This is a genomic window from Pseudoxanthobacter soli DSM 19599 (assembly GCF_900148505.1).
In the GTDB taxonomy this organism is placed as follows: Bacteria; Pseudomonadota; Alphaproteobacteria; order Rhizobiales; family Segnochrobactraceae; genus Pseudoxanthobacter; species Pseudoxanthobacter soli.
This window is the reverse complement of the sequence record NZ_FRXO01000001.1, coordinates 587,648-606,466: the sequence shown is the minus strand read 5'-3', so window position 1 is coordinate 606,466 and position 18,819 is coordinate 587,648. Positions and strand designations below refer to the sequence as shown.

The 18,819-nt window shown below is 69.0% G+C and carries 15 protein-coding genes; 9 read left to right on the top strand and 6 right to left on the bottom strand.

Translation table 11 applies throughout. The features are described from left to right. Window positions 1-76 precede the first annotated feature (76 nt). Both BUF17_RS02555 and BUF17_RS02550 read left to right on the top strand, forming a co-directional pair. Window positions 77-850 carry a TIGR02186 family protein gene (locus BUF17_RS02555; RefSeq protein ID WP_175563590.1) on the top strand — a complete coding sequence of 258 codons (774 nt, stop codon included), beginning with the start codon at window positions 77-79 and terminating at the stop codon, window positions 848-850. Window positions 851-987: 137 nt separating this feature from the next. Further along, window positions 988-2,445 (top strand): S41 family peptidase, encoded by a 1,458-nt coding sequence (locus tag BUF17_RS02550; protein ID WP_139282375.1) that lies wholly within the window; start codon window positions 988-990, stop codon window positions 2,443-2,445. Between the two features lie 126 nt (window positions 2,446-2,571). On the opposite strand, the gene pdeM is transcribed toward BUF17_RS02550, so the two are convergent. The 3 genes from pdeM to dxs all read right to left on the bottom strand — a co-directional run bounded on the left by pdeM (window position 2,572) and on the right by dxs (window position 7,845). Then, window positions 2,572-3,282 carry a ligase-associated DNA damage response endonuclease PdeM gene (gene pdeM, locus BUF17_RS02545; protein WP_073625604.1) on the bottom strand — a complete coding sequence of 237 codons (711 nt, stop codon included), beginning with the start codon at window positions 3,280-3,282 and terminating at the stop codon, window positions 2,572-2,574. Then, window positions 3,279-5,852 (bottom strand): ligase-associated DNA damage response DEXH box helicase, encoded by a 2,574-nt coding sequence (locus tag BUF17_RS02540; RefSeq protein ID WP_073625603.1) that lies wholly within the window; start codon window positions 5,850-5,852, stop codon window positions 3,279-3,281. Before BUF17_RS02540 ends, pdeM begins: the two co-directional genes overlap by 4 nt. A gap of 73 nt (window positions 5,853-5,925) precedes the next feature. After that, entirely contained in the window at window positions 5,926-7,845 is a 1,920-nt protein-coding gene (gene dxs / locus BUF17_RS02535) for a 1-deoxy-D-xylulose-5-phosphate synthase (protein ID WP_073625602.1), read from the bottom strand. Between the two features lie 354 nt (window positions 7,846-8,199). Here dxs and cysP point away from each other — a divergent pair, with 354 nt between their 5' ends. The 6 genes from cysP (at window position 8,200) to BUF17_RS02505 (ending at window position 13,555) form a co-directional block, all read left to right on the top strand. Then, window positions 8,200-9,216, top strand: coding sequence for a thiosulfate ABC transporter substrate-binding protein CysP (cysP, locus tag BUF17_RS02530; protein ID WP_073625601.1), 1,017 nt, complete (start codon window positions 8,200-8,202; stop codon window positions 9,214-9,216). A gap of 248 nt (window positions 9,217-9,464) precedes the next feature. Then, window positions 9,465-9,896, top strand: coding sequence for a DUF6152 family protein (locus BUF17_RS02525; protein WP_073625600.1), 432 nt, complete (start codon window positions 9,465-9,467; stop codon window positions 9,894-9,896). Window positions 9,897-9,915: 19 nt separating this feature from the next. Next, window positions 9,916-10,386, top strand: coding sequence for a DUF2214 domain-containing protein (locus tag BUF17_RS02520; RefSeq protein WP_073625599.1), 471 nt, complete (start codon window positions 9,916-9,918; stop codon window positions 10,384-10,386). A gap of 114 nt (window positions 10,387-10,500) precedes the next feature. Next, complete coding sequence (cysT, locus tag BUF17_RS02515; RefSeq protein WP_073625598.1) at window positions 10,501-11,358, top strand: sulfate ABC transporter permease subunit CysT; 858 nt, start codon at window positions 10,501-10,503, stop codon at window positions 11,356-11,358. Then, entirely contained in the window at window positions 11,355-12,254 is a 900-nt protein-coding gene (gene cysW, locus BUF17_RS02510) for a sulfate ABC transporter permease subunit CysW (RefSeq protein ID WP_084563824.1), read from the top strand. The genes cysT and cysW overlap by 4 nt, the downstream gene beginning before the upstream one ends. Window positions 12,255-12,475: 221 nt before the next feature. After that, window positions 12,476-13,555: a glycosyltransferase gene (locus BUF17_RS02505; protein WP_073625597.1), complete on the top strand. Its 1,080-nt coding sequence runs from the start codon at window positions 12,476-12,478 to the stop codon at window positions 13,553-13,555. Between the two features lie 98 nt (window positions 13,556-13,653). Here the strand turns inward: BUF17_RS02505 and BUF17_RS02500 are convergent, their stop codons facing one another. The 3 genes from BUF17_RS02500 to BUF17_RS02490 all read right to left on the bottom strand — a co-directional run bounded on the left by BUF17_RS02500 (window position 13,654) and on the right by BUF17_RS02490 (window position 16,006). Continuing rightward, window positions 13,654-14,193, bottom strand: a complete 540-nt coding sequence (locus tag BUF17_RS02500; RefSeq protein ID WP_073625596.1) for a GNAT family N-acetyltransferase — start codon at window positions 14,191-14,193, stop codon at window positions 13,654-13,656. Between the two features lie 125 nt (window positions 14,194-14,318). Then, window positions 14,319-15,257, bottom strand: coding sequence for an electron transfer flavoprotein subunit alpha/FixB family protein (locus BUF17_RS02495; RefSeq protein ID WP_073625595.1), 939 nt, complete (start codon window positions 15,255-15,257; stop codon window positions 14,319-14,321). Next, a complete protein-coding gene (locus BUF17_RS02490) occupies window positions 15,257-16,006 on the bottom strand; it encodes an electron transfer flavoprotein subunit beta/FixA family protein (RefSeq protein WP_073625594.1) in 750 nt (249 codons plus the stop codon). The genes BUF17_RS02495 and BUF17_RS02490 overlap by 1 nt, the downstream gene beginning before the upstream one ends. 446 nt (window positions 16,007-16,452) lie before the next feature. On the opposite strand from BUF17_RS02490, the gene BUF17_RS02485 reads away from it, so the two are divergent. Then, window positions 16,453-18,801, top strand: coding sequence for a putative bifunctional diguanylate cyclase/phosphodiesterase (locus BUF17_RS02485; protein ID WP_073625593.1), 2,349 nt, complete (start codon window positions 16,453-16,455; stop codon window positions 18,799-18,801). Window positions 18,802-18,819: the final 18 nt, after the last annotated feature.

Below are 18,819 nucleotides of genomic sequence, written 5' to 3'. Positions count from 1 at the left end.
CATGAGGCGATGGCCGGCCATGAGGCGGCGGCAGGCCGGCGGGACACTTCCCGGCAGCGCCCATCCATGGCATCCCGTGCGGTGGCTGCGAGGCGCGGTCCGCGCCGCCGCGCTCGCGCTCGCCGCCCTGGGAGCCCAGGCCGCGCCAGCCGCGGCCGAAACGGTGGTGGCCTCAGTGTCGAGCCCGCGCATCGATATCTCGTCGAACTTCGTCGGCGCCGAGATCGTGGTGTTCGGCGTCGTCGAGCGCGCCCACGACGAACCGATGCCGCCGGACGGCTACGACGTCGCCGTGGTGGTGCGCGGCCCGCCGCAGCGGGTCGCCAGCCGCCGCAAGGAGCGCGTCGCCGGCTTGTGGATCAACGGCGCATCGGAGGAATTCGTCGGCGTTCCCGCGTTCTACGCCCTCGATTCGACGCGTCCCGTCAGCGAGATCGCCGCGCCGAGGGTGCTGGAGGTGTTCCGCATCGGGCTCGACAACACCAGCTTCGGCGTCGGCCCCGTGCAGCGGGACGATCCGTTCCGCGCCGCCATCGTCAACCAGCGCACGGCACACGGCCTTTTCCGCGAGCGCGCCGGCTCCGTGTCCATGCTCACGCCGACCTTCTTCCGCGTGACGGTCCTCCTGCCGAAGGACGTCCCGGACGGGCTCTACAGCGTCGAGACCTATGTCTTCGCCTCCAAGCGCATGGTCGCCTCCGAACTTTCGGCCCTGAAGGTGGAAAAGGTCGGCCTGGAGGCGCAGATCCACGACATGGCCGTGAATGCGCCGCTGCTCTACGGCCTCCTGATCGCCGCGCTGGCGCTCGCGACGGGCTGGCTCGGCGGCGTGGTGTTCCGCCGCGATTGACCGCGCGATCGCGTTGACCTCGATCATGCCTGCATCCTGGCCCGCCGGTATCCTGTCGTTGCGGGAATCGTCACGGAAGGTCAGGCAGCGTGGGGAAAGCGGGATTCGGCGGGCTTCGGTCCCGCGTCGCGGTCGCCTTGGCTATTCTGGGCCTCTCGGTCTGCGGCGGGAAGCCGGCGGCGGCCGCCGACCCCGCGCCGGTGTCGGGCTTTCGCCTGGCCGAGCCAGCGGATTTCAGCGCGCTCGGTTTTGTCGAGGCCTTCCGGTCGGCCCATCGCAAGTTCGCGACGGAATATGCCTTCACCCGCTGGAAGAACGTCGACTGGCACGCTCTCTACCGCCGGACGTTGCCCGCTGTAGAGGACGCGGCCCGCAGCCGGGACGAGGCGGCCTATTTCCGCGCGCTCACCGCCTATGTCGCGGGTATCGACGACGGACACGTCTCCCTGCCGCGCAACGATGCGACGGCGCCTCTCGTCGATGCGGTAGTGCGGCGCCAGTCCGGAGGTTCCTTCGGCCTCGGACTGGCGATGCTCGATGACGGCCGCGTCATCGTGGCGAAGGTTGCTCCCGGCGGGCCGGCAGAGAAGGTCGGCGTGGAGCCGGGTGCCGTCGTGCTGGAATGGGACGGGCTGCCCGTCTCGCAGGCCGTCCGCGGGCTCGACCTCGGCGCGCACGTCGCCGCCATGCGCGTCGCGACCGACGAGTACCGTCGCCTCGAGCAGGTTCGCCTGCTCACCCGCGCCCCCGTCGGGGCCTCGGCACGCCTCGTCTACCGCAATCCGGCCGCTGCGGCTGTCCGCGCCGCGCGGCTTGTCGCTGTGGACGACGACCTGCGCGGGCTCGATCTGTTCAACCTGGCGCCACCGCCGACGGCGGAAGACGAACGCGCGATCATCGCCGCCCGGCGCATCGGCGACGACGGCTATATCCGCCTGTCGGCGCTGGCCGACCTCAAGGACCTCAAGCGCGCGCCGGACTTCATCTGGGATTCCTATGCCGCAGCCGTGGATGGCTTCAACCGCGCGGGGGTGCACGGTCTGGTCCTCGACCTGCGCGGCAATCACGGCGGCTACGATGTGCTGGCGGAGATGATCTGCGGCTCGCTCTACGACAGGCCCGCCTTCTACGAAGCGACGGTCTTCTTCGATGCGGCCACGGGCCGCTTTCGCCGCATCACGGTCGACGATCGCACCGGAAAGGTCGTGGATGCGTTAATGATCGAGCCGCAACCGCCGCATTTCCGCGGCCCCGTCGCCGTTCTCGTCAATCCCAGGACAATCAGCAGCGCCGAGGGGATCGCTCATTGCATTGCCGCGCGTCCGAACGGCGCGGTCATCGGCTTTCACGGCACCCGGGGATCGTTCGGGCTTGCCGGCGGCGAGGCGACGCTGCCGGGCGGCATCACGCTGCATTACCCGTTCGGCCGGGCCGTCGACCGGCGTGGCGTGGTCATGATCGACAGTCGCAACGGACGCGGCGGCGTCGCGCCGACGGTTCGCGTCCTCTCAACGCGGGAAAACATCCTGGCGTTCGCCTCCGGCGACGACGTGGAGCTCGAACGGGCGCTGCACTGGCTGCGCGAAAGCCGCTGAAACGCGGTCGGTTGTCTGGAGTGCTTTCCGATTTGATGAAATCCGGTCGACCAGAAATCACACCGGATTCAAAGCCATGAGCATATTCTTGCCGTTCCGTTCGTTTCGGTCTGAACGGGCAACGCTCTACCCGCCCGCGAGGCCGCCGGCCGCGACGGTATAGAGCCGGTCCGCGCCGATGACATGCACCCTGAGGTGCGCGCGGGGCAGGATGGCCGCGAACGCCGAATCGAGCACGTTGAGGCCGCCCGTCAGCGCGCCGAAGGCGGGCAGCACCATGCGCTCTGCGGTCGCGGCGAAGCAGCGCCGCCGCAGCGAACGGCCGCGCCCGACGACGCGGGCGGCGGGATGCAGGTGGCCGGCGATCTCGCCCGGCGCGGCACCGGGCTTCGGCTCGTGGCGGAAGGTCAGGCCGCCGATCTCGGCCTCGGCGGCGACGGTGCCGCCGAGCGCAGAAGGCAGTTCGGGATCGTGATTGCCGGTGATCCACACCCAGTCGCGGCCGGCGACGAGCGTGGCGAGGCGGGCGGCATCCGCCGGTTGCAGGCGGTCGGGGCCATGCCGGTCGTGGAAGCTGTCGCCGAGCGCGATCACGCGGCGGGGGGCGAGCGCGTCGACGGCTTCGGCGAGGCGCGACAACGTCGCGGCGGTGTCGTAGGGGGGCAGGAACTGCCGGCCGCGGGCGAACGACGATCCCTTTTCGAGATGGAGATCGGCGACGACGAGGGTGCGACGCTCCTCCCACCACAGCGCGCCGGCGCGATGCAGCGACAGTCGCTCGCCGGCCACCGTCACCGGCGTCAGATCGGCGGTCACAAGGGTTGTCTCGCCGCTCACTCCATCGCCTCCCGGATCAGGTCCTCGGCCTCCGCGAGAATGGTTTCGTCGGCATCGCCGCCGACCGGCACGCGGCCGATGTCGAGCAGCACCGGCACCGCCAGCGGCGAGACGCGATCCAGAGCCTTATGAACGATTCGCCCCTTCACGCGCGACAGCATTTCGCCGAGGCGGCGGATGTCGAGCAGGCCGGTGGCCGCGTCCGCGCGGGTCGCCTGCAGCAGGATGTGGTCGGGCTCGTGGGTGCGCAGCACGTCGTAGATGAGGTCGGTCGAGACCGTGACCTGCCGGCCGCTCTTCTCCTGTCCGGGGTGGCGGCGGTCGATCATGCCGGCGATGAGCGCGCATCCCCGGAACGAGCGCTTCAGAAGGAAGCTCTCGTCGAGCCAGGCTTCGAGATCGTCGCCGAGCATGTCCTCGTCGAACAGCTCCGAAAGGCTGGGGCGGCTGGTGGTGGCCATTGCCCCGAGATCGCCGATCGCCCAGAGCCCGATGGCATAGTCGGTCGCGACGAAGCCGAGCGGGCGGGCGCCGGCGCGCTCCAGCCGCCGGGTCAGCAGCATCCCGAGGGTCTGGTGGGCGAGGCGGCCCTCGAATGGATAGGCCACCATGTAGAAGCGGTTTCCCTCCGGGAAGGTCTCGACCAGCAACTGGTCCGGCCCGGGCAGCAGCGAGCGGCGCTGCTGCACGCCGAGCCAGTCCTGCACCTGCTCCGGCAGGCGGCGGATCCGCTCCGGCGAGGCGAGGATGGCGCGCACCTCCGCCGCGAGGAAGGTGGAAAGCGGGAACTTGCCGCCGGCATAGGCGGGCACCTTCGGCGTTTCGGCGTTGGTGCGGGTGACGAGGGCTTCCTGTTCGTGGACGGTCTCGAACCGCAGCGTCTCGCCGGCGAACAGGAAGGTGTCGCCGGGCACCAGGTGCTCGATGAAATATTCCTCGATTTCGCCGAGCACCCGTCCACCACGGCCGATGAGGCCAGAGCGCTTGCGCGAGGTGAGCCGCACCTTCATCAACGGCGCCTCGAGGATGGTGCCGACATTGAGGCGGTATTGCTGGGCGACGCGGGGGTGGGCGACGCGCCACCGCCCGTCGATGCCCTTGCGGATCTTGGCGAACTGCTCGTAGCTGCGCAGCGCGTAGCCGCCGGTGGCGACGAACGCGATCACCTTCTCGAAGGTCTCGCGCGGCAGGCCGCGATAGGGCAGCGCCGAGGCGATCTCGCGATGGAGGTCGTCGGCGAAGAAGGGGCCGGCGCAGGCCATGCCGAGCACGTGCTGGGCGAGCACATCCAGCGCGCCCGGCCGCAGCGGCGGCGTATCCTGCGCGCCGAGATAGTTGGCATCGAGCGCCGCGCGGCACTCCATCACCTCGAAGCGGTTCGCCGGCACCAGCACGGCCTCGGACGGCTCGTCCATGCGGTGGTTGGAGCGGCCGATGCGCTGGGCGAGGCGGCTCGCGCCCTTCGGCGCGCCGACATGGATGACGAGGTCGACGTCGCCCCAGTCGATGCCGAGATCGAGGGTCGAGGTGCAGACCACCGCCTTCAGGCGGTTCTGCGCCATCGCCGCTTCCACCTTGCGGCGGCGCTCGCGGTCGAGCGAGCCGTGATGGAGCGCGATCGGAAGCCCGTCCTCGTTGATGGTCCAGAGCGCATGAAACACCGCCTCGGCCTGGGAGCGGGTGTTGACGAACACCAGCGTGGTGCGGTGGCGCGCGATCAGGCGGTAGATCTCGGGGAAGGCGTAACGGGCCGAATGGCCGGCCCACGGCACGTGTTCCTCGGTTTCGAGGATCGTGATGCGCGGCGGCGCGCCGCCCTTTACCGTCACGATCTCGGCGAGCGCGCGCGGGGCCTGCGGGTCGTCCGCGGCCGGCTCCTGCGGCACCAGCCATGCACGCAGCCCGTCTGGATCGGCGACCGTGGCCGACAGGCCGGTGATGCGCAGCCCCGGCGCGAGCCGGCGCAGGCGCGCGATGTCGAGGGCGAGCAGGTCGCCCCGCTTCGACGTCACCAGCGCGTGGAGTTCGTCCAGCACGAGCGCTTCGAGGTCGCGGAAGAACGTGGCGGCATCCGGCGACGCCAGAAGAAGCGCGAGCTGTTCCGGCGTCGTCAGCAGAATGTCCGGCGGGGCATATTTCTGCCGCCGCCGCTTGTGGGGCGGCGTGTCGCCGGTGCGGGTTTCGACGGTGATGTCGAGGCCCATCTCGGCGATCGGCGTCTCCAGGTTGCGGGCGATGTCGACCGCAAGCGCCTTGAGCGGCGAGACATAAAGGGTGTTGAGCCCGCGATGCGGCGGCCGCGGTTTCGGGCCGAGGCCCGGCAGCGGCGCCACGCGGTTCGACGGCGCGGCCACCGGGTCGCCGCGCTCGGCGATGGCGATCAGGCTCGGCAGGAAGCCGGCAAGCGTCTTGCCCGCGCCCGTCGGCGCGATCAGGAGCGCGGAGCGGCCGGCGCGGGCATGGGCGAGAAGGGCGAGCTGATGGGGTCGCGGCGACCATCCACGGTCGGCGAACCAAGCGGCGAAACGCGGCGGCAGCGCCGCACCGGGAGAGGCGGTGTCATGTTTCACGACACCGGTCTCTAGCACGGTTCAGGAACGAAAGGGGATCAAAACCACGGCCTCGGTCCGCTCCCGGCCGATGTCACGCCCGCATCGGCTGGCCGGCCGCTTCCTGTCCGAGGAGCCCGGCCACGGTCGCGACGATGCCGCGTGCATCGAGCCCGATGGCGGCATACATCGCCTCGGGCTTGTCGTGGTCGAGATAGCGGTCCGGCAGTTCCAGCGTGCGGACCTTGAGGCGGCCGTCGAGAAGGCCGGCGGTCGCCATGAAATGCAGCACCTGCGATCCGAAACCGCCGACCGAGCCTTCCTCGACCGTCACCAGCACCGCATGGTCGCGGGCGAGGCGGGCGACGAGGTCGGTGTCGAGCGGCTTGGCGAAGCGGGCGTCGGCGACGGTGGTCGAGAGCCCGCGGCCTTCCAGTTCCTCCGCCGCCGCCAGGCACTCGCCGAGCCTTCCGCCGAACGAGAGCAGCGCGACGGTCGTTCCCTCGCGCAGCACGCGGCCGCGGCCGATCTCGAGCACAGAGCCGCGCTCCGGCATCTCGACGCCGAGGCCCTCGCCGCGGGGATAGCGGAAGGCAATGGGGCCTTCGTCGAACGCGGCGGCGGTCGCCACCATGTGGCGCAGTTCCGCCTCATCGCCGGCCGCCATCACCACCATGCCCGGCAGGCAGGAGAGGAAGGCGATGTCGAATGCGCCGGCATGGGTGGCGCCGTCCGCGCCGACGAGCCCGGCGCGGTCGATCGGGAAGCGCACCGGCAGTCCCTGCAGCGCCACGTCGTGGGCGATCTGGTCGTAGCCGCGCTGGAGGAAGGTCGAATAGATCGCGCAGAACGGCTTCATGCCGTCGGCGGCAAGGCCCGCCGCGAAGGTCACGGCGTGCTGCTCGGCGATGCCGACATCGAAGGTGCGCTTCGGAAATGCCTGCCCGAACAGGTCGAGCCCGGTGCCCGAGGGCATCGCAGCAGTGATCGCCACCACGCGCTCGTCGCGACCGGCCTCGTCGATCAGGCTGGTGGCGAACACCTTGGTATAGGACGGGGCGTTGGCCTTGGGCTTCGCCTGCTCGCCGGTGACGACGTCGAAGCGGTTGACGCCGTGATATTTGTCGGACGCCTTCTCGGCCGGCGCGTAGCCCTTGCCCTTCTGGGTGACGACGTGGACCAGCACCGGCCCCTTCGCCGCGTCGCGCACGTTCTTCAGCACCGGCACGAGCTGGTCGAGATCGTGCCCGTCGACCGGGCCGACATAATAGAAACCCAGTTCCTCGAACATCGTGCCGCCCATGGCGAAGCCGCGGGCGAATTCCTCCGCGCGCGCCGCGCCGCGTTCCACGAACGGCGGCAGGTGGCGGACGAGGCCCTTCATCGCCTCGCGCAGCGACAGGTAGGTGCGTCCCGAGACGAGGCGGGCGAGGTAGCCGCTCATGGCCCCGACCGGCGGCGCGATCGACATGTCGTTGTCGTTGAGGATGACGATCAGGCGCGAACCGAACGCGCCCGCATTGTTCATCGCCTCATAGGCCATGCCCGCCGACATCGCGCCGTCGCCGATCACGCAGACGACGGCGTTGTCCTCGCCCTTCAGGTCGCGGGCGACCGCGAAGCCGAGGCCGGCCGAGATCGAGGTGGAGGAATGGGCCGCGCCGAACGGGTCGTATTCGGATTCCGAGCGGCGGGTGAAGCCCGAGAGGCCGCCGGGCTGGCGCAGCGTGCGGATGCGGTCGCGCCGGCCGGTGAGGATCTTGTGGGGATAGGCCTGGTGGCCAACATCCCAGATCACCTTGTCGTCCGGCGTGCGGAACACATGGTGGAGCGCGACGGTCAGCTCGACGACGCCGAGGCTCGCGCCGAGGTGCCCACCGGTGACGGACACGGCCGAGATCGTCTCCTGCCGCACCTCGTCGGCAAGCTGCCGCAAAGCGGATTCCGGCAGCCGGCGGACGTCCTCCGGGGTGGCGACCCGGTCGAGCAGCGGGGTTTTGGTCGGAACGGTCACGGTCTGTCTCCGCGGAATGCGTCCCCGTCATAGGGCGAGGGCTTTGCCGGCCGCAAGGGGCCGCACTTTCGCAACGCGGCCGGCAGGACTTCGCTCCCACGGGCATCGGATTTCATGGTCCGGACGAAAATCCCCCTCCGACCACCGCTCCTTGGCTTACCGGGAAATTTGAATCTAAAATACGGCACTTCTGAGCGATGATTTTCTCCCGGACGCGTTCTCGCCACGATTCCGTCCGTTCCGGGGCAGGCGGCATTCCGGCTAGGTTCGGACAGCAATTTGATCGGAATCGTCGCACGCCGCGCGCTTGCCTCCTCAGGGGTGCCGGGACGGTTCAGCCCTGGGAGACATCAAATGAAGAAGATCCTGACCGCCGGCCTCCTGGCCGCCGGCTTCGCCCTGGCGATGGCGCCCGCCGGCGGCGCGCGCGCCGAGGAGCCGAACTCCATCCTGAACGTCTCCTACGACATCTCCCGCGAGCTCTACGCGGCGATCGATGCGGCCTGGCAGAAGAAATATGCCGCGGAGACGGGCAAGACCATCGAGGTCAAGCAGTCCCACGCCGGCTCGTCCAAGCAGGCCCGCGCCATCCTCGAAGGGCTCGATGCGGATGTCGTCACCTTCAACCAGGTCACCGACGTTGACGTGCTGGTGAAGGGCGGCCTGATCAACGCTGACTGGAACAAGCGCCTGCCGAACAACGCCTCGCCCTATTATTCGCTGCCGGCCTTCCTCGTGCGCGCCGGCAACCCGAAGAACATCAAGAGCTGGGACGATCTCGTGCGCGACGACGTGCAGGTGATCTTCCCGAACCCCAAGACCTCGGGCAACGCGCGCTACACCGTTCTGGCCGCGGAGGCGTTCGCGCTGGAGAAGTTCGGCGGCGACAAGGAGAAGGTGAACGCCTTCGTCGGCAAGCTGTTCGATAACGTCCCGGTGTTCGACACCGGTGGCCGTGCGGCGACCACCACCTTCGTGGAGCGCGAGACCGGCGACGTTCTGGTGACCTTCGAGGCCGAGACCCGCGGCATCGCCAAGGAATACGGCACCGACAAGTTCGAGACCGTGGTGCCGCCGGTCAGCATTCTGGCCGAGTTCCCGGTGTCGGTGGTCGACAAGGTCGTGGACAAGCGCGGCAGCCGCGCGATCTCCGAGAACTACCTGAACTATCTCTACAGCCCCGAAGGGCAGGAGATCCTCGCCCAGTTCGGCAACCGCGTGCACGACAAGGGCGTGGTGGAGAAGTTCAAGGACCAGTTCCCCGACGTGCGCCTTCTGACGGTCGACGACGTGTTCGGCGGCTGGGCGAAGGTCTCGAAGGAAGAGTTCGGGCCCGGCGGTACGGTGGACCAGCTTCTGGCCGGCCGCTGATTGCGGAGCGCGGCCGGCACCCCGACCGGCCGCGCTTTCGCCCGCCTGGAACGCCTTCAGATCGGAGAGACGGACCCGATCGACAGGAAACGGCACCGGATCAAAGGCTTGCGCCTATCCTTGCCGTCGGGAGCGGTCCGATCTCGAACGGGATTGGCTCTCACTCATCAACACCGCATGATCGGGCGGAACTCCGCGTTCGCCTTCGGCCTTCATCCGGGCTGGGGCCGCACCGAAGGAGTCTCCACATGGTCTTGAAGGGCAAGTCTCTCTCGATAGCCTCGTTCCGTCCGGGAAAGCGGGCCGGGCACGGTTCCGCTCTCGCCGCCGGTTTGGCCGCGGCGCTCGCCGCGACAACCGCTGAGGGTCACCACGGCTGGTCTTGGGCGGAGGGCGAGCAGAGCGAACTCGTCGGTGTGATCGAGACGGTCTCCATGGCGCCGCCGCATCCGGCGCTGAAGGTCCGCGCCGGCGATGGCGTTGTCTGGCAGGTCGACCTGGGCAATCCCCGGCAGACGGAACGCTCCGGCTTCGGTGCCGAAAGCGCCCGGGCCGGCGACGAGGTGATCGTGCTCGGCAACCGTTCCCTCGACGCCGGCGAGGCGCGCATGAAGGCCGTGCGCATCACCGTCGGCGGCGAGAATTACGACATGTACCCGGAGCGGATCCGGGCGGACTGAGCGGCGACGGGCCGGAAGGATGACGGTCGTCGACTGGATCGCGGACTGGCCCGGCGCGGCGCTCCTGAGAGGTTCCGCAACGGCGTATCTGCTCGTCAATGCGGCTCACATTCTCGGGATCGGCCTTCTGGTGGGCGCGATCCTGCCGCTCGACCTGAGGCTTGCGGGCTGCTTCCGCGCGGTGCCGCTCGCCGCCATTGGCCCGTTCCTGTCCCGGGCGGCGGCTTTCGGTCTGGCGGCAGCGGCGCTGACGGGGCTGTGGCTCTTCAGCGTCCGGCCTGCGGCCTATATCGGCAACGCGGCCTTCCTGGCGAAGATGGGCCTCCTCGCCCTCGCGCTCTGCAATGTCGGCCTGCAGCACATCGGGCCGGGTTATCGGGCGGCGCTCGCCGGCGGTGCGGTGAGGCCGGCCACACGGATCGCAGCCGGCATCTCGGCCGCTGCCTGGATCGCGGTTCTCGTGGCGGGGCGCTGGATCGGGTTCGTGTGACGGCGGCGGGATGCGGCCTTGCATCGGGCACGGGTTGCGCATCGGCCGCGGGATCTGCAAAAGGCGTCGGCCGGAAGGCCGGCGAGGTGAGGAATACGTCATGCGGCAGTCTTCATGAGCGCGCAGCCGTCCGACCGCCCGAAGCGGCGGGTCAGAAGGCGCGTGCTGCCGGGCTTCGGCCTGTCGATCGGCATCACCGTCGCCTATTGCGCCCTCATCATTCTGCTGCCTCTGGCAGCGCTCGCCTGGAAGGCGGCCAGCCTCGGGCCGGTCGACTTCGCCGCCGTGGCGTTCAGCCGCCGCGCGCTCGCGGCCTATCGCGTCACAATCGGCAGCGCCTTCGTCGCCACCGCCTTCAACGCGGCCTTCGGCCTGCTGCTGGCGTGGGTGCTGGTGCGCTATCGCTTTCCCGGCCGCCGGCTGATCGATGCTCTGGTCGACGTTCCGTTCGCCCTGCCGACATCGGTCGCCGGCATCGCGCTGACGGCGCTGTTCGTGAAGAACGGCTGGTTCGGCGGCCCGCTCGACGCGCTCGGCATCAAGGTGGCGTTCACCCCGCTCGGCATCATGGTGGCGATGGCCTTCACCAGCCTGCCGTTCGTGGTGCGCACCGTGCAGCCGGTCATCGAGGAACTCGACCGCGAGATCGAGGACGCCGCCGAGTCGCTCGGCGCCGGGGGCGGCGTGATTTTCCGGCGCGTTATCCTGCCGGTGATCGCGCCTGCGTTCCTCGCCGGCATGTCGCTCGCCTTCGCCCGCTGCCTCGGCGAGTTCGGCGCCATCATCTTCATCGCCGGCAACCAGCCGATGCACACCGAGATCGCGGCGCTGCTCGCCTTCATCCGCCTAGAGGAATACGACTATCAGGGCGCCGCCGCCGTCGCGGCGGTGATGCTCGGCATGGCGTTCGCGATCCTCGCCCTCACCAACGCGCTGCAGTCCTGGCAGCTTCGCTATACGAGCCGCACATGAGCGTCGCGATGGAAACGGGCGGCAGCCGCGCCGCAGAAGCGGGCCGGCCGGTCCGCGCCCGCCGCCGGGTGGGCGAGGGGCCGCTGACGAAGGCCGTGCTCATCGGCCTCGCCGTTGTCGGCACGCTCGTCGTCCTCGGCGCCCCGATCGTCGTCATCGCGGCCGAGGCGTTCAAGGCGGGCGTCGGCAGCTACCTCTCCAACCTCGCCCATCCCGACACGCTGAAGGCGATCTGGCTGACGGTGTTCGTCGCCATGATCGCGGTGCCGGTGAACACCCTGTTCGGGCTCGCCGCGGCCTGGGCCATCGGCAAGTTCCGCTTCCGCGGCCGGCGCCTGCTGATCGCGGTGATCGAGGTGCCGTTCTCGGTCTCGCCCATCGTCGCGGGCGTGTCCTACCTGTTCGTCTACGGCGTGCAGGGGCTGTTCGGCGAATGGCTGCGCGACCACGACATCGCGATCCTGTTCGCGTGGCCCGGCATCGTGCTCGCGAGCCTGTTCGTGACGGCGCCGCTCGTCGCCCGCGAGGTCATCGCGCTGATGGATTCGCAGGGTAACGACGGCGAGGAAGCGGCGCTCAGCCTCGGCGCCAGCGGCTTCACCACCTTCCTGCGGGTGACGCTGCCCGAGATCCGCTGGGCCTTGCTCTATGGCGTGGTGCTCTGCAATGCCCGTGTCATGGGCGAGTTCGGCGCCGTCTCGGTCGTCTCCGGCAACATCCGTGGCGAGACCAACACGCTGCCTTTGCAGATCGAACTGCTCTACCATGATTACAACGCGGTCGGTGCCTTCGCCGCCGCGACCGTGCTGACCGCGCTTGCCCTCGTGACCTTGGTGGTGAAGATCATTCTCGACCGGGCGATCGGCGACGGCCGGCGCCGCGGCGCGGGTCATTAGGCCCCGCCGGAGACGGACGCAGGGAAAGAGCCGGTCTTGAGGAAAGCGGCGGCCTTGACGGGCGTCGCTATTCCCGGCGGTCGGATGTGCTCAAGTTTTTGAATCTGGAGCGATTTCTGGTCGATCTGATGATTCCATCAGATCGGAAAGCGCTCTGGAACCCGGAGTGGTGTGTCGTTGGTCGCCCGATCGCGAGGTGCTCCGGGCAGGGGGGAGAGCGGATGCGGATCCTGGCGGTCGCCGAGCGCTTCGTGCCTGCACCGGGCGGATCGGAAATCTCGCTTCACGCGGTGCTGAAGGGGCTCCATGCCGCCGGTCACGAGGTCGCGATCCATACCAGCGCCGCGCCACCCGGCGCCCCGTCTGCCGCGGCGATGCCGCGTCCGGCCGACCCGTGGCTCGAACGCATTCCGGCGCCACGTTTCGATTGTGACGGCTTCAGGGGCGTCCTCGCGCGGTTCCGCCCGGACCGCGTTCTGACGCAGATGGACTGGGCGCATCTTGCCGGCCCCGTCGCGGTGGAAGCCGGCATTCCGGTCTGCTTCTTCAGTTGCGTCGGCGACGTGTGCGGCGCGCTCGACGGCATCGTGTTCAATTCGGCGTGGTGCGAGCGTTCCCTCGCCGGCTACGCCTTCCTGGCAGGCAAGGGCAGGCACGTGCTGCACCCGCCGATCGAGCGTGCCGCAGTGGTGGCTGTTCAGCCGCGGCCGGCCGAGGTGGTGATGGTCAACCCGATACGCGCCAAGGGCGGCGAGCTCTTCGCCCGGCTCGCGGCCTCCATGCCCGACATTCCGTTCCTCGCGGTCACCGGCTGGTACGATCCGGCGGAGGACGGCATCGATCTCGCCCTGCCGAACGTGACGCTGCTGCCGAACCAGTCGGACATGCGCCCGGTCTATGGCCGCGCCCGCGTCCTCATGGTGCCGAGCCTGTTTCCCGAGGCGTTCGGCCGCGTCGCCCGCGAGGGTGTTCTGAACGGTCTGCCGGTGATCGCCTCCACCCGCGGCGGTCTGCCCGAGGCGACGCTGGGCGCCGCCCTCCATCTCGATCCCGAAGACGAGCCCGCATGGCGCGAGATGCTGCGCCGGCTGTGGGATTCTCCGAAGGCGGCTAATGATCTCGCGGCGAGGGCGCGTGTCGCGGCCCACCGATATCGCGAGGCCGACGAGATGGCCGCGTTCGTCGCCTTCGTCGAAGGCCTTGAGCGGCAGGGGACCTATCCGGATCTCAAACAGCCGTTTCACAATCTCGAATGGCTGTCGTCGCGGCGCGCCGGCGAGACGTCGCAGGCGAACGATTGACCGCGCGGGAATGTCGCGCCGACCGCGATTTCCTGTCGACAGGGATTTCCTCCCGGATTTCCTGTCGACCCGAGCGAGTCCGTTCGATCCGATGTCTTCTAGGTGCCCTCGGCCTCGCCCATGATCTTCTCGAACATGAACGCCTCGCCATCGTCGGGCAGGCCGCTCGGCGCTGGGCCGTGGGGGTCCGGATGGCGGTCGCTGAAGAAGGCGACGATCCGGAATCCGCACTTGTTGACGTAGAAGTGGATGTTCCGCTTCTCGAAATAGGGTGTGTGCGTGATCCAGACCCGCGTCTCGGGATAGCGGCGTTCGATCGCCTTCCACGCCTTCAGGCCGAGGCCGCGGCCGCGATCCGGCGACGAGAGGAAGAACAGGTCGAGCGAGTTGCGGTGCGTTTCCCGGTCGATGGCGACAACGGCGCCGCCGATCTTGCGCCCGTCGCAGAGGATGCGCAGGACCTCGGCGCCCGGCGCGGACATCGATTCGTCGAGTTCGCTGTCGGACGGAATCGGGCCGTCCGGCAGATCGCCGAACTCGGCGATGACGGCGACCGCGAAAGCGTCCTGAAGTTCCCGCTTCAAGGCCGGAAGATCGTCGGCCTCCGCGACGGCGAGAGAGACGGAATCGGTCGTCATGCGCGGTCTTCCTCTATCCCACTGGCGGCCGGCACGCCGCCGCGCGATGGGGTGTCGCGGAAAGGGCGCATCCCCTCGACGGGTGTCCGCGGGCTCGGTCGAGCCGCGCCCGCAGACAGTGTCGATCAGGACTTCAGCGCCGCCGTCAGCGCCGGCACCGCCTGGAACAGGTCGGCGACGAGGCCGTAGTCCGCAACCTGGAAGATCGGCGATTCCTCGTCCTTGTTGATGGCGACGATGACCTTGGAATCCTTCATGCCGGCGAGATGCTGGATCGCGCCGGAGATGCCGACCGCGACATAGAGATCGGGCGCCACGATCTTGCCGGTCTGGCCGACCTGCCAGTCGTTGGGGGCGAAGCCGGCATCGACCGCCGCGCGCGAGGCGCCGACCGCCGCGCCGAGGGCATCCGCCAGCGGCAGGATCACCTCGGTGAACTTCTCCGCCGAACCGAGCGCCCGGCCGCCGGAGACGATGATCTTCGCCGAGGTCAGCTCCGGGCGGTCTGACTGGTCGATGTGCGCACCCTTCCAGGTCGAAAGCCCCGGGCCGGCCGGCAGCGCGGCGACCGCCTCGCTCGCGGCGCTGGCGCCGGTGGCTGCCGGCGCGAAGGCCGAGGTGCGCACCGTCAGCACGATCTTCGGGTCGAGCGCCTGCACCGTCTCGATGGCGTTGCCGGCATAGACCGGCCGCTCGAACGTGTCGGGCGAGACCACCTTCGTGATGTCGGAGACCTGCATCACGTCGAGCAGCGCGGCGACGCGCGGCGCGATGTTCTTGCCGGTGGTGGTGGCCGCCGCCACGATGGTGCGATAGCCGCCGGCGAGCGAGACGACGAGGTCCGCGACCGGCTCGGCGAGCGCGTTGGCGTAGGCCGGGCTGTCGGCGACGAGCACCGTCTCCACGCCCTGAAGCGCGGCCGCCTGCGTCGCGGCGGCGGAAAGCGCCGTGCCGGCGACGAGCACGTGAACGGGCTCGCCGAGCGCGAGCGCGGCCGTCAGCGCCCGGGCGGTGACGTCCTTCAGGCCCGAGGCGTCATGGTCTGCGATCAGGAGGGTCGTCATCACAGCACCCCGGCTTCGGTCTTGAGCTTGGAAACGAGTTCGGCGACGTCGGCGACCTTCACGCCGGCCTTGCGCGCCGGCGGCTCGGTGACCGACAGCACCTTGAGGCGCGGCGTCACGTCGACGCCGAGCGCCTCCGCCGTCGTCTCCTCCAGCGGCTTCTTCTTGGCCTTCATGATGTTGGGCAGCGACGCATAGCGCGGCTCGTTGAGCCTGAGGTCCGTCGTCACGATCGCCGGCAGGGCCAGCGTGACCGTCTCCAGGCCGCCGTCGATCTCGCGGGTGACGTCGACGGTGCCGTCGCCGATCTCGACCTTCGAGGCGAACGTGCCCTGGGGCCGGCCCATCAGGGCGGCGAGCATCTGGCCGGTCTGGTTTGAGTCGTCGTCGATCGCCTGCTTGCCGAGAATGACGAGGCCCGGCTGTTCCTTCTCGGCGACCGCCTTGAGAAGCTTGGCGACCGCCAGCGGCTCCACTGTGCCGTCCACCTTGACGAGGATGCCGCGGTCGGCACCCATCGCGAGCGCCGTGCGGATCGTCTCCGCCGATTTTTCGCCGCCGATGGAGACCGCGATCACCTCGGTCGCCTTGCCGGCTTCCTTCAGCCGCAACGCTTCCTCGACCGCGATTTCACAGAACGGGTTCATTGACATCTTGACGTTCGACAGGTCGACGCCGGTGCCGTCCGTCTTCACGCGCACCTTCACGTTCGCGTCGACAACCCTTTTTACGGGAACGAGAATCTTCATCACAATTCCATCGGAAAGGCGGCGAATCGCGCGCCGCTCGGGACGCCAGCCATGGTTGGGCGGGGCCGCACGATGGCAGGCCGAACAGGGCGTTGCAATCCCCTCGCAGTCCGGTGTCCGGCCGGGCAGGGACAAAACGCCGCGGATTTGATAGAATGCTATGTACTTGGTCCGGAAATGCGCGAGAGCGGGCCGCGTCAGCCTTCGACGAATGACCGATGAAGTATTTACACGGCCGCTTTCATGTATTTTTCTAGCCCACGGCTGGGGGGCCGCGCAGGCTGGAAGGGATAGACGGGCGTGGCCCGTTTGTGTCCGCTTTTAGGGGGGTCCTCACGTCGAAGTCGAAAGAAAGCGCGAGTTACGCGAGTGTCGCTGTGATGGCAGAGAGCGTTCAGCCGACGCCGATAGAGTTTCTCCCGAGCTTTCGCGGCGAAGGATTTGACGTGCTGTCACAGCCCGTCTGGGTGCTCGATCTGGCCTCCGAACGCAACGTCTATGCGAACGCCGCCGGACTGCGCATGTGGGGGGTCGCCAGCGTCGAGGCCCTGAGGGCGCGCGAAGTTCCGGCGATGTCGGCGGTGTCGCGCACGCGGCTCGAGGAAGTGATCCGCCGCTCCGTCAGCGGCGAGGCGACGTTCGAGCGCTGGACCTTCTACACCGCGTCCGAGCCGCAGACCTTCGACATTCTCATGCAGGCCGTCCGGCTCGGCGAGGGCGACGTTGGAATCCTCTCTATCGGGATCCCCGTCCGGAGCGACCTCAGCGACCGCCGCGCCGCGGAGGCGCTGCGCTACAGCCGCGACCAGATCACCTTCTTCGATTCCGACGGCCGGGCGCTCTATCGCAACGCGGCGGCGATCTCGACCTACGAGGCCGATCGCGCCGACCTGATGGCGCGGTTCGCCGACGCCGCGGCGGGCGACCGCTTCCTGGAGGAACTCCGCCGGACCGGTGCGGCTCAGGCCTTCGTGGAGGTGACGACCGCGGCCGGCCGGCGCTGGCATGGCATCGAGGCCGTCGCGACGCTGGACCCGGAAACCGGCGGAACGGCCTACGTCGTCGGCGAGCACGACGTCACGGCGCTCAAGCTGGCCGAGGCGAACCTGCGCCTGCGCGAGCAGGAACTGCATCAGGCCCAGACCATGGCCCAGCTCGGCAGCTGGCGGCTCGATCTGTCGAACCAGACCTATCAGCTCTCGCGAACCTTGTCGGCGATGCTGAAGCTCGATCCGGAGCCGATCGACGCGGCCAAGGCCAACGAACTGCTCCATCCGCTCGACCGGGAAAACTTCTCGTCGCTGCTGCGCGGCATCTTCAACGGCGCGGAGAGCGCGGAAGGCTCGTCCCGGGTCATCCTTCACGACGGCGACGTCCGCCACCTCTGGATCCGCTGCGCGCCGGAGCGCGATGCGTCCGGCAAGCTTTCGGCCATCATCGCCGTCGTCCGCGACATCACCGAGGACGTGCGCGCCCGCCAGCGGATCGATTTCCTCGCCGTCCACGACGGGCTGACCGAGCTGCGCAACCGGGCCGGCTTCTCCGATGCGCTCGACCAGGCGATGGCCCGCACCGGCCAGGCCGGCGGCAGCCTGTTCATGATCGACATCGACGGCTTCAAGGAGATCAACGACACCCGCGGCCATGCGGTCGGTGATACCGTCCTGGTCGAGATCGGCCAGCGCCTGCGCAATGCCGTGGAACCGGAGGGAATCGCCGCCCGCCTCGGCGGCGACGAGTTCGCGCTGATCCTGCCTTATCGCACCGACCGCCGTGAACTGGATGCGTTCGCGCGCCGGCTGGTGGCCGATCTCTGCGCGCCGGTCATGGTGGACGACGTGCCCGTGCTGCTTGCCGCGAGCGTCGGCATCAGCCTCTGGCCGCACGACGCGAGCGATGTCGGCAACCTGCAGCGCAATGCCGATCTCGCCCATTACACCGTGAAGGCCGAAGGCGGCGGCTTCGCGTTCTTCGACCGCTCGATGCGCGATGCTGCCGACAAGCGGCGCTGGGTGATCGACAACCTGCCGCGCGCCATGAAGTCGGGTGCGATCGAGATGCACTACCAGCCGCTGATACGGCTCAGCGACGGCGTGCGGGTGGGCTTCGAAGCGCTGGTGCGGTGGCGCGATCCCGTGCGCGGCCTGATCCCGCCGGACCGCTTCATTCCCATCATCGAGGAATGCGGGCTGATGGCGACGTTCGGGAGCCACATCCTGTGGCAGGTCGCCGCGCAGATCCAGCGCTGGGTCGCGGTCGGTCGAGAGCCCGGCAAGGTGGCGGTCAACCTCGGAGCGGGGCAGCTTCTGGGCGGCGACCTCGTCGGCGATCTTCGCGCGATCCTCGCGGAGACAGGCCTCGATCCGGCGCGCCTTGAACTTGAAGTGACCGAGACGGTCACCGTCGGTCGCCGGACAGCGGAAATCGTGTCGACGCTCGAAACGCTGCGTGAAATGGGCATCGCCGTGGTGCTCGACGATTTCGGCACAGGCCATGCCTCGCTCACGCATCTCCGGCGCCTGCCGATCGACCGCATCAAGATCGACCGCAGTTTCGTCGCCAATCTCGGCGTGGTGAATGCCGACACGGCGGTGGTCCGGGCGATGCTCGACATCGCGCGGACGATGGATCTCAGCGTCGTGGCCGAGGGCGTGGAAACCGAGGAGCAGCTGGCACGGCTCATCGCCATCGAATGTCCGCTCGCCCAGGGCTATCTCTTCGGCCGGCCGCTGCCGCCCGAGGCCCCTGATTTCTGGCGTCTCGACGATGGCGTGGCGGTGGGCGCGGGGGTGTAGGCCGCCGGGCGCGCGCCG

Excerpts from the sequence above, each read along its gene's own strand:
- cysP (WP_073625601.1), top strand. The coding sequence starts at position 8,200 with ATGAAGAAGATCCTGACCGCCGGCCTCCTGGCCGCCGGCTTCGCCCTG.
- BUF17_RS02525 (WP_073625600.1), top strand. The coding sequence starts at position 9,465 with ATGGTCTTGAAGGGCAAGTCTCTCTCGATAGCCTCGTTCCGTCCGGGA.
- BUF17_RS02520 (WP_073625599.1), top strand. The coding sequence starts at position 9,916 with ATGACGGTCGTCGACTGGATCGCGGACTGGCCCGGCGCGGCGCTCCTG.
- cysT (WP_073625598.1), top strand. The coding sequence starts at position 10,501 with ATGAGCGCGCAGCCGTCCGACCGCCCGAAGCGGCGGGTCAGAAGGCGC.
- cysW (WP_084563824.1), top strand. The coding sequence starts at position 11,355 with ATGAGCGTCGCGATGGAAACGGGCGGCAGCCGCGCCGCAGAAGCGGGC.
- BUF17_RS02505 (WP_073625597.1), top strand. The coding sequence starts at position 12,476 with ATGCGGATCCTGGCGGTCGCCGAGCGCTTCGTGCCTGCACCGGGCGGA.
- BUF17_RS02500 (WP_073625596.1), bottom strand. The coding sequence starts at position 14,193 with ATGACGACCGATTCCGTCTCTCTCGCCGTCGCGGAGGCCGACGATCTT.
- BUF17_RS02495 (WP_073625595.1), bottom strand. The coding sequence starts at position 15,257 with ATGACGACCCTCCTGATCGCAGACCATGACGCCTCGGGCCTGAAGGAC.
- BUF17_RS02490 (WP_073625594.1), bottom strand. The coding sequence starts at position 16,006 with ATGAAGATTCTCGTTCCCGTAAAAAGGGTTGTCGACGCGAACGTGAAG.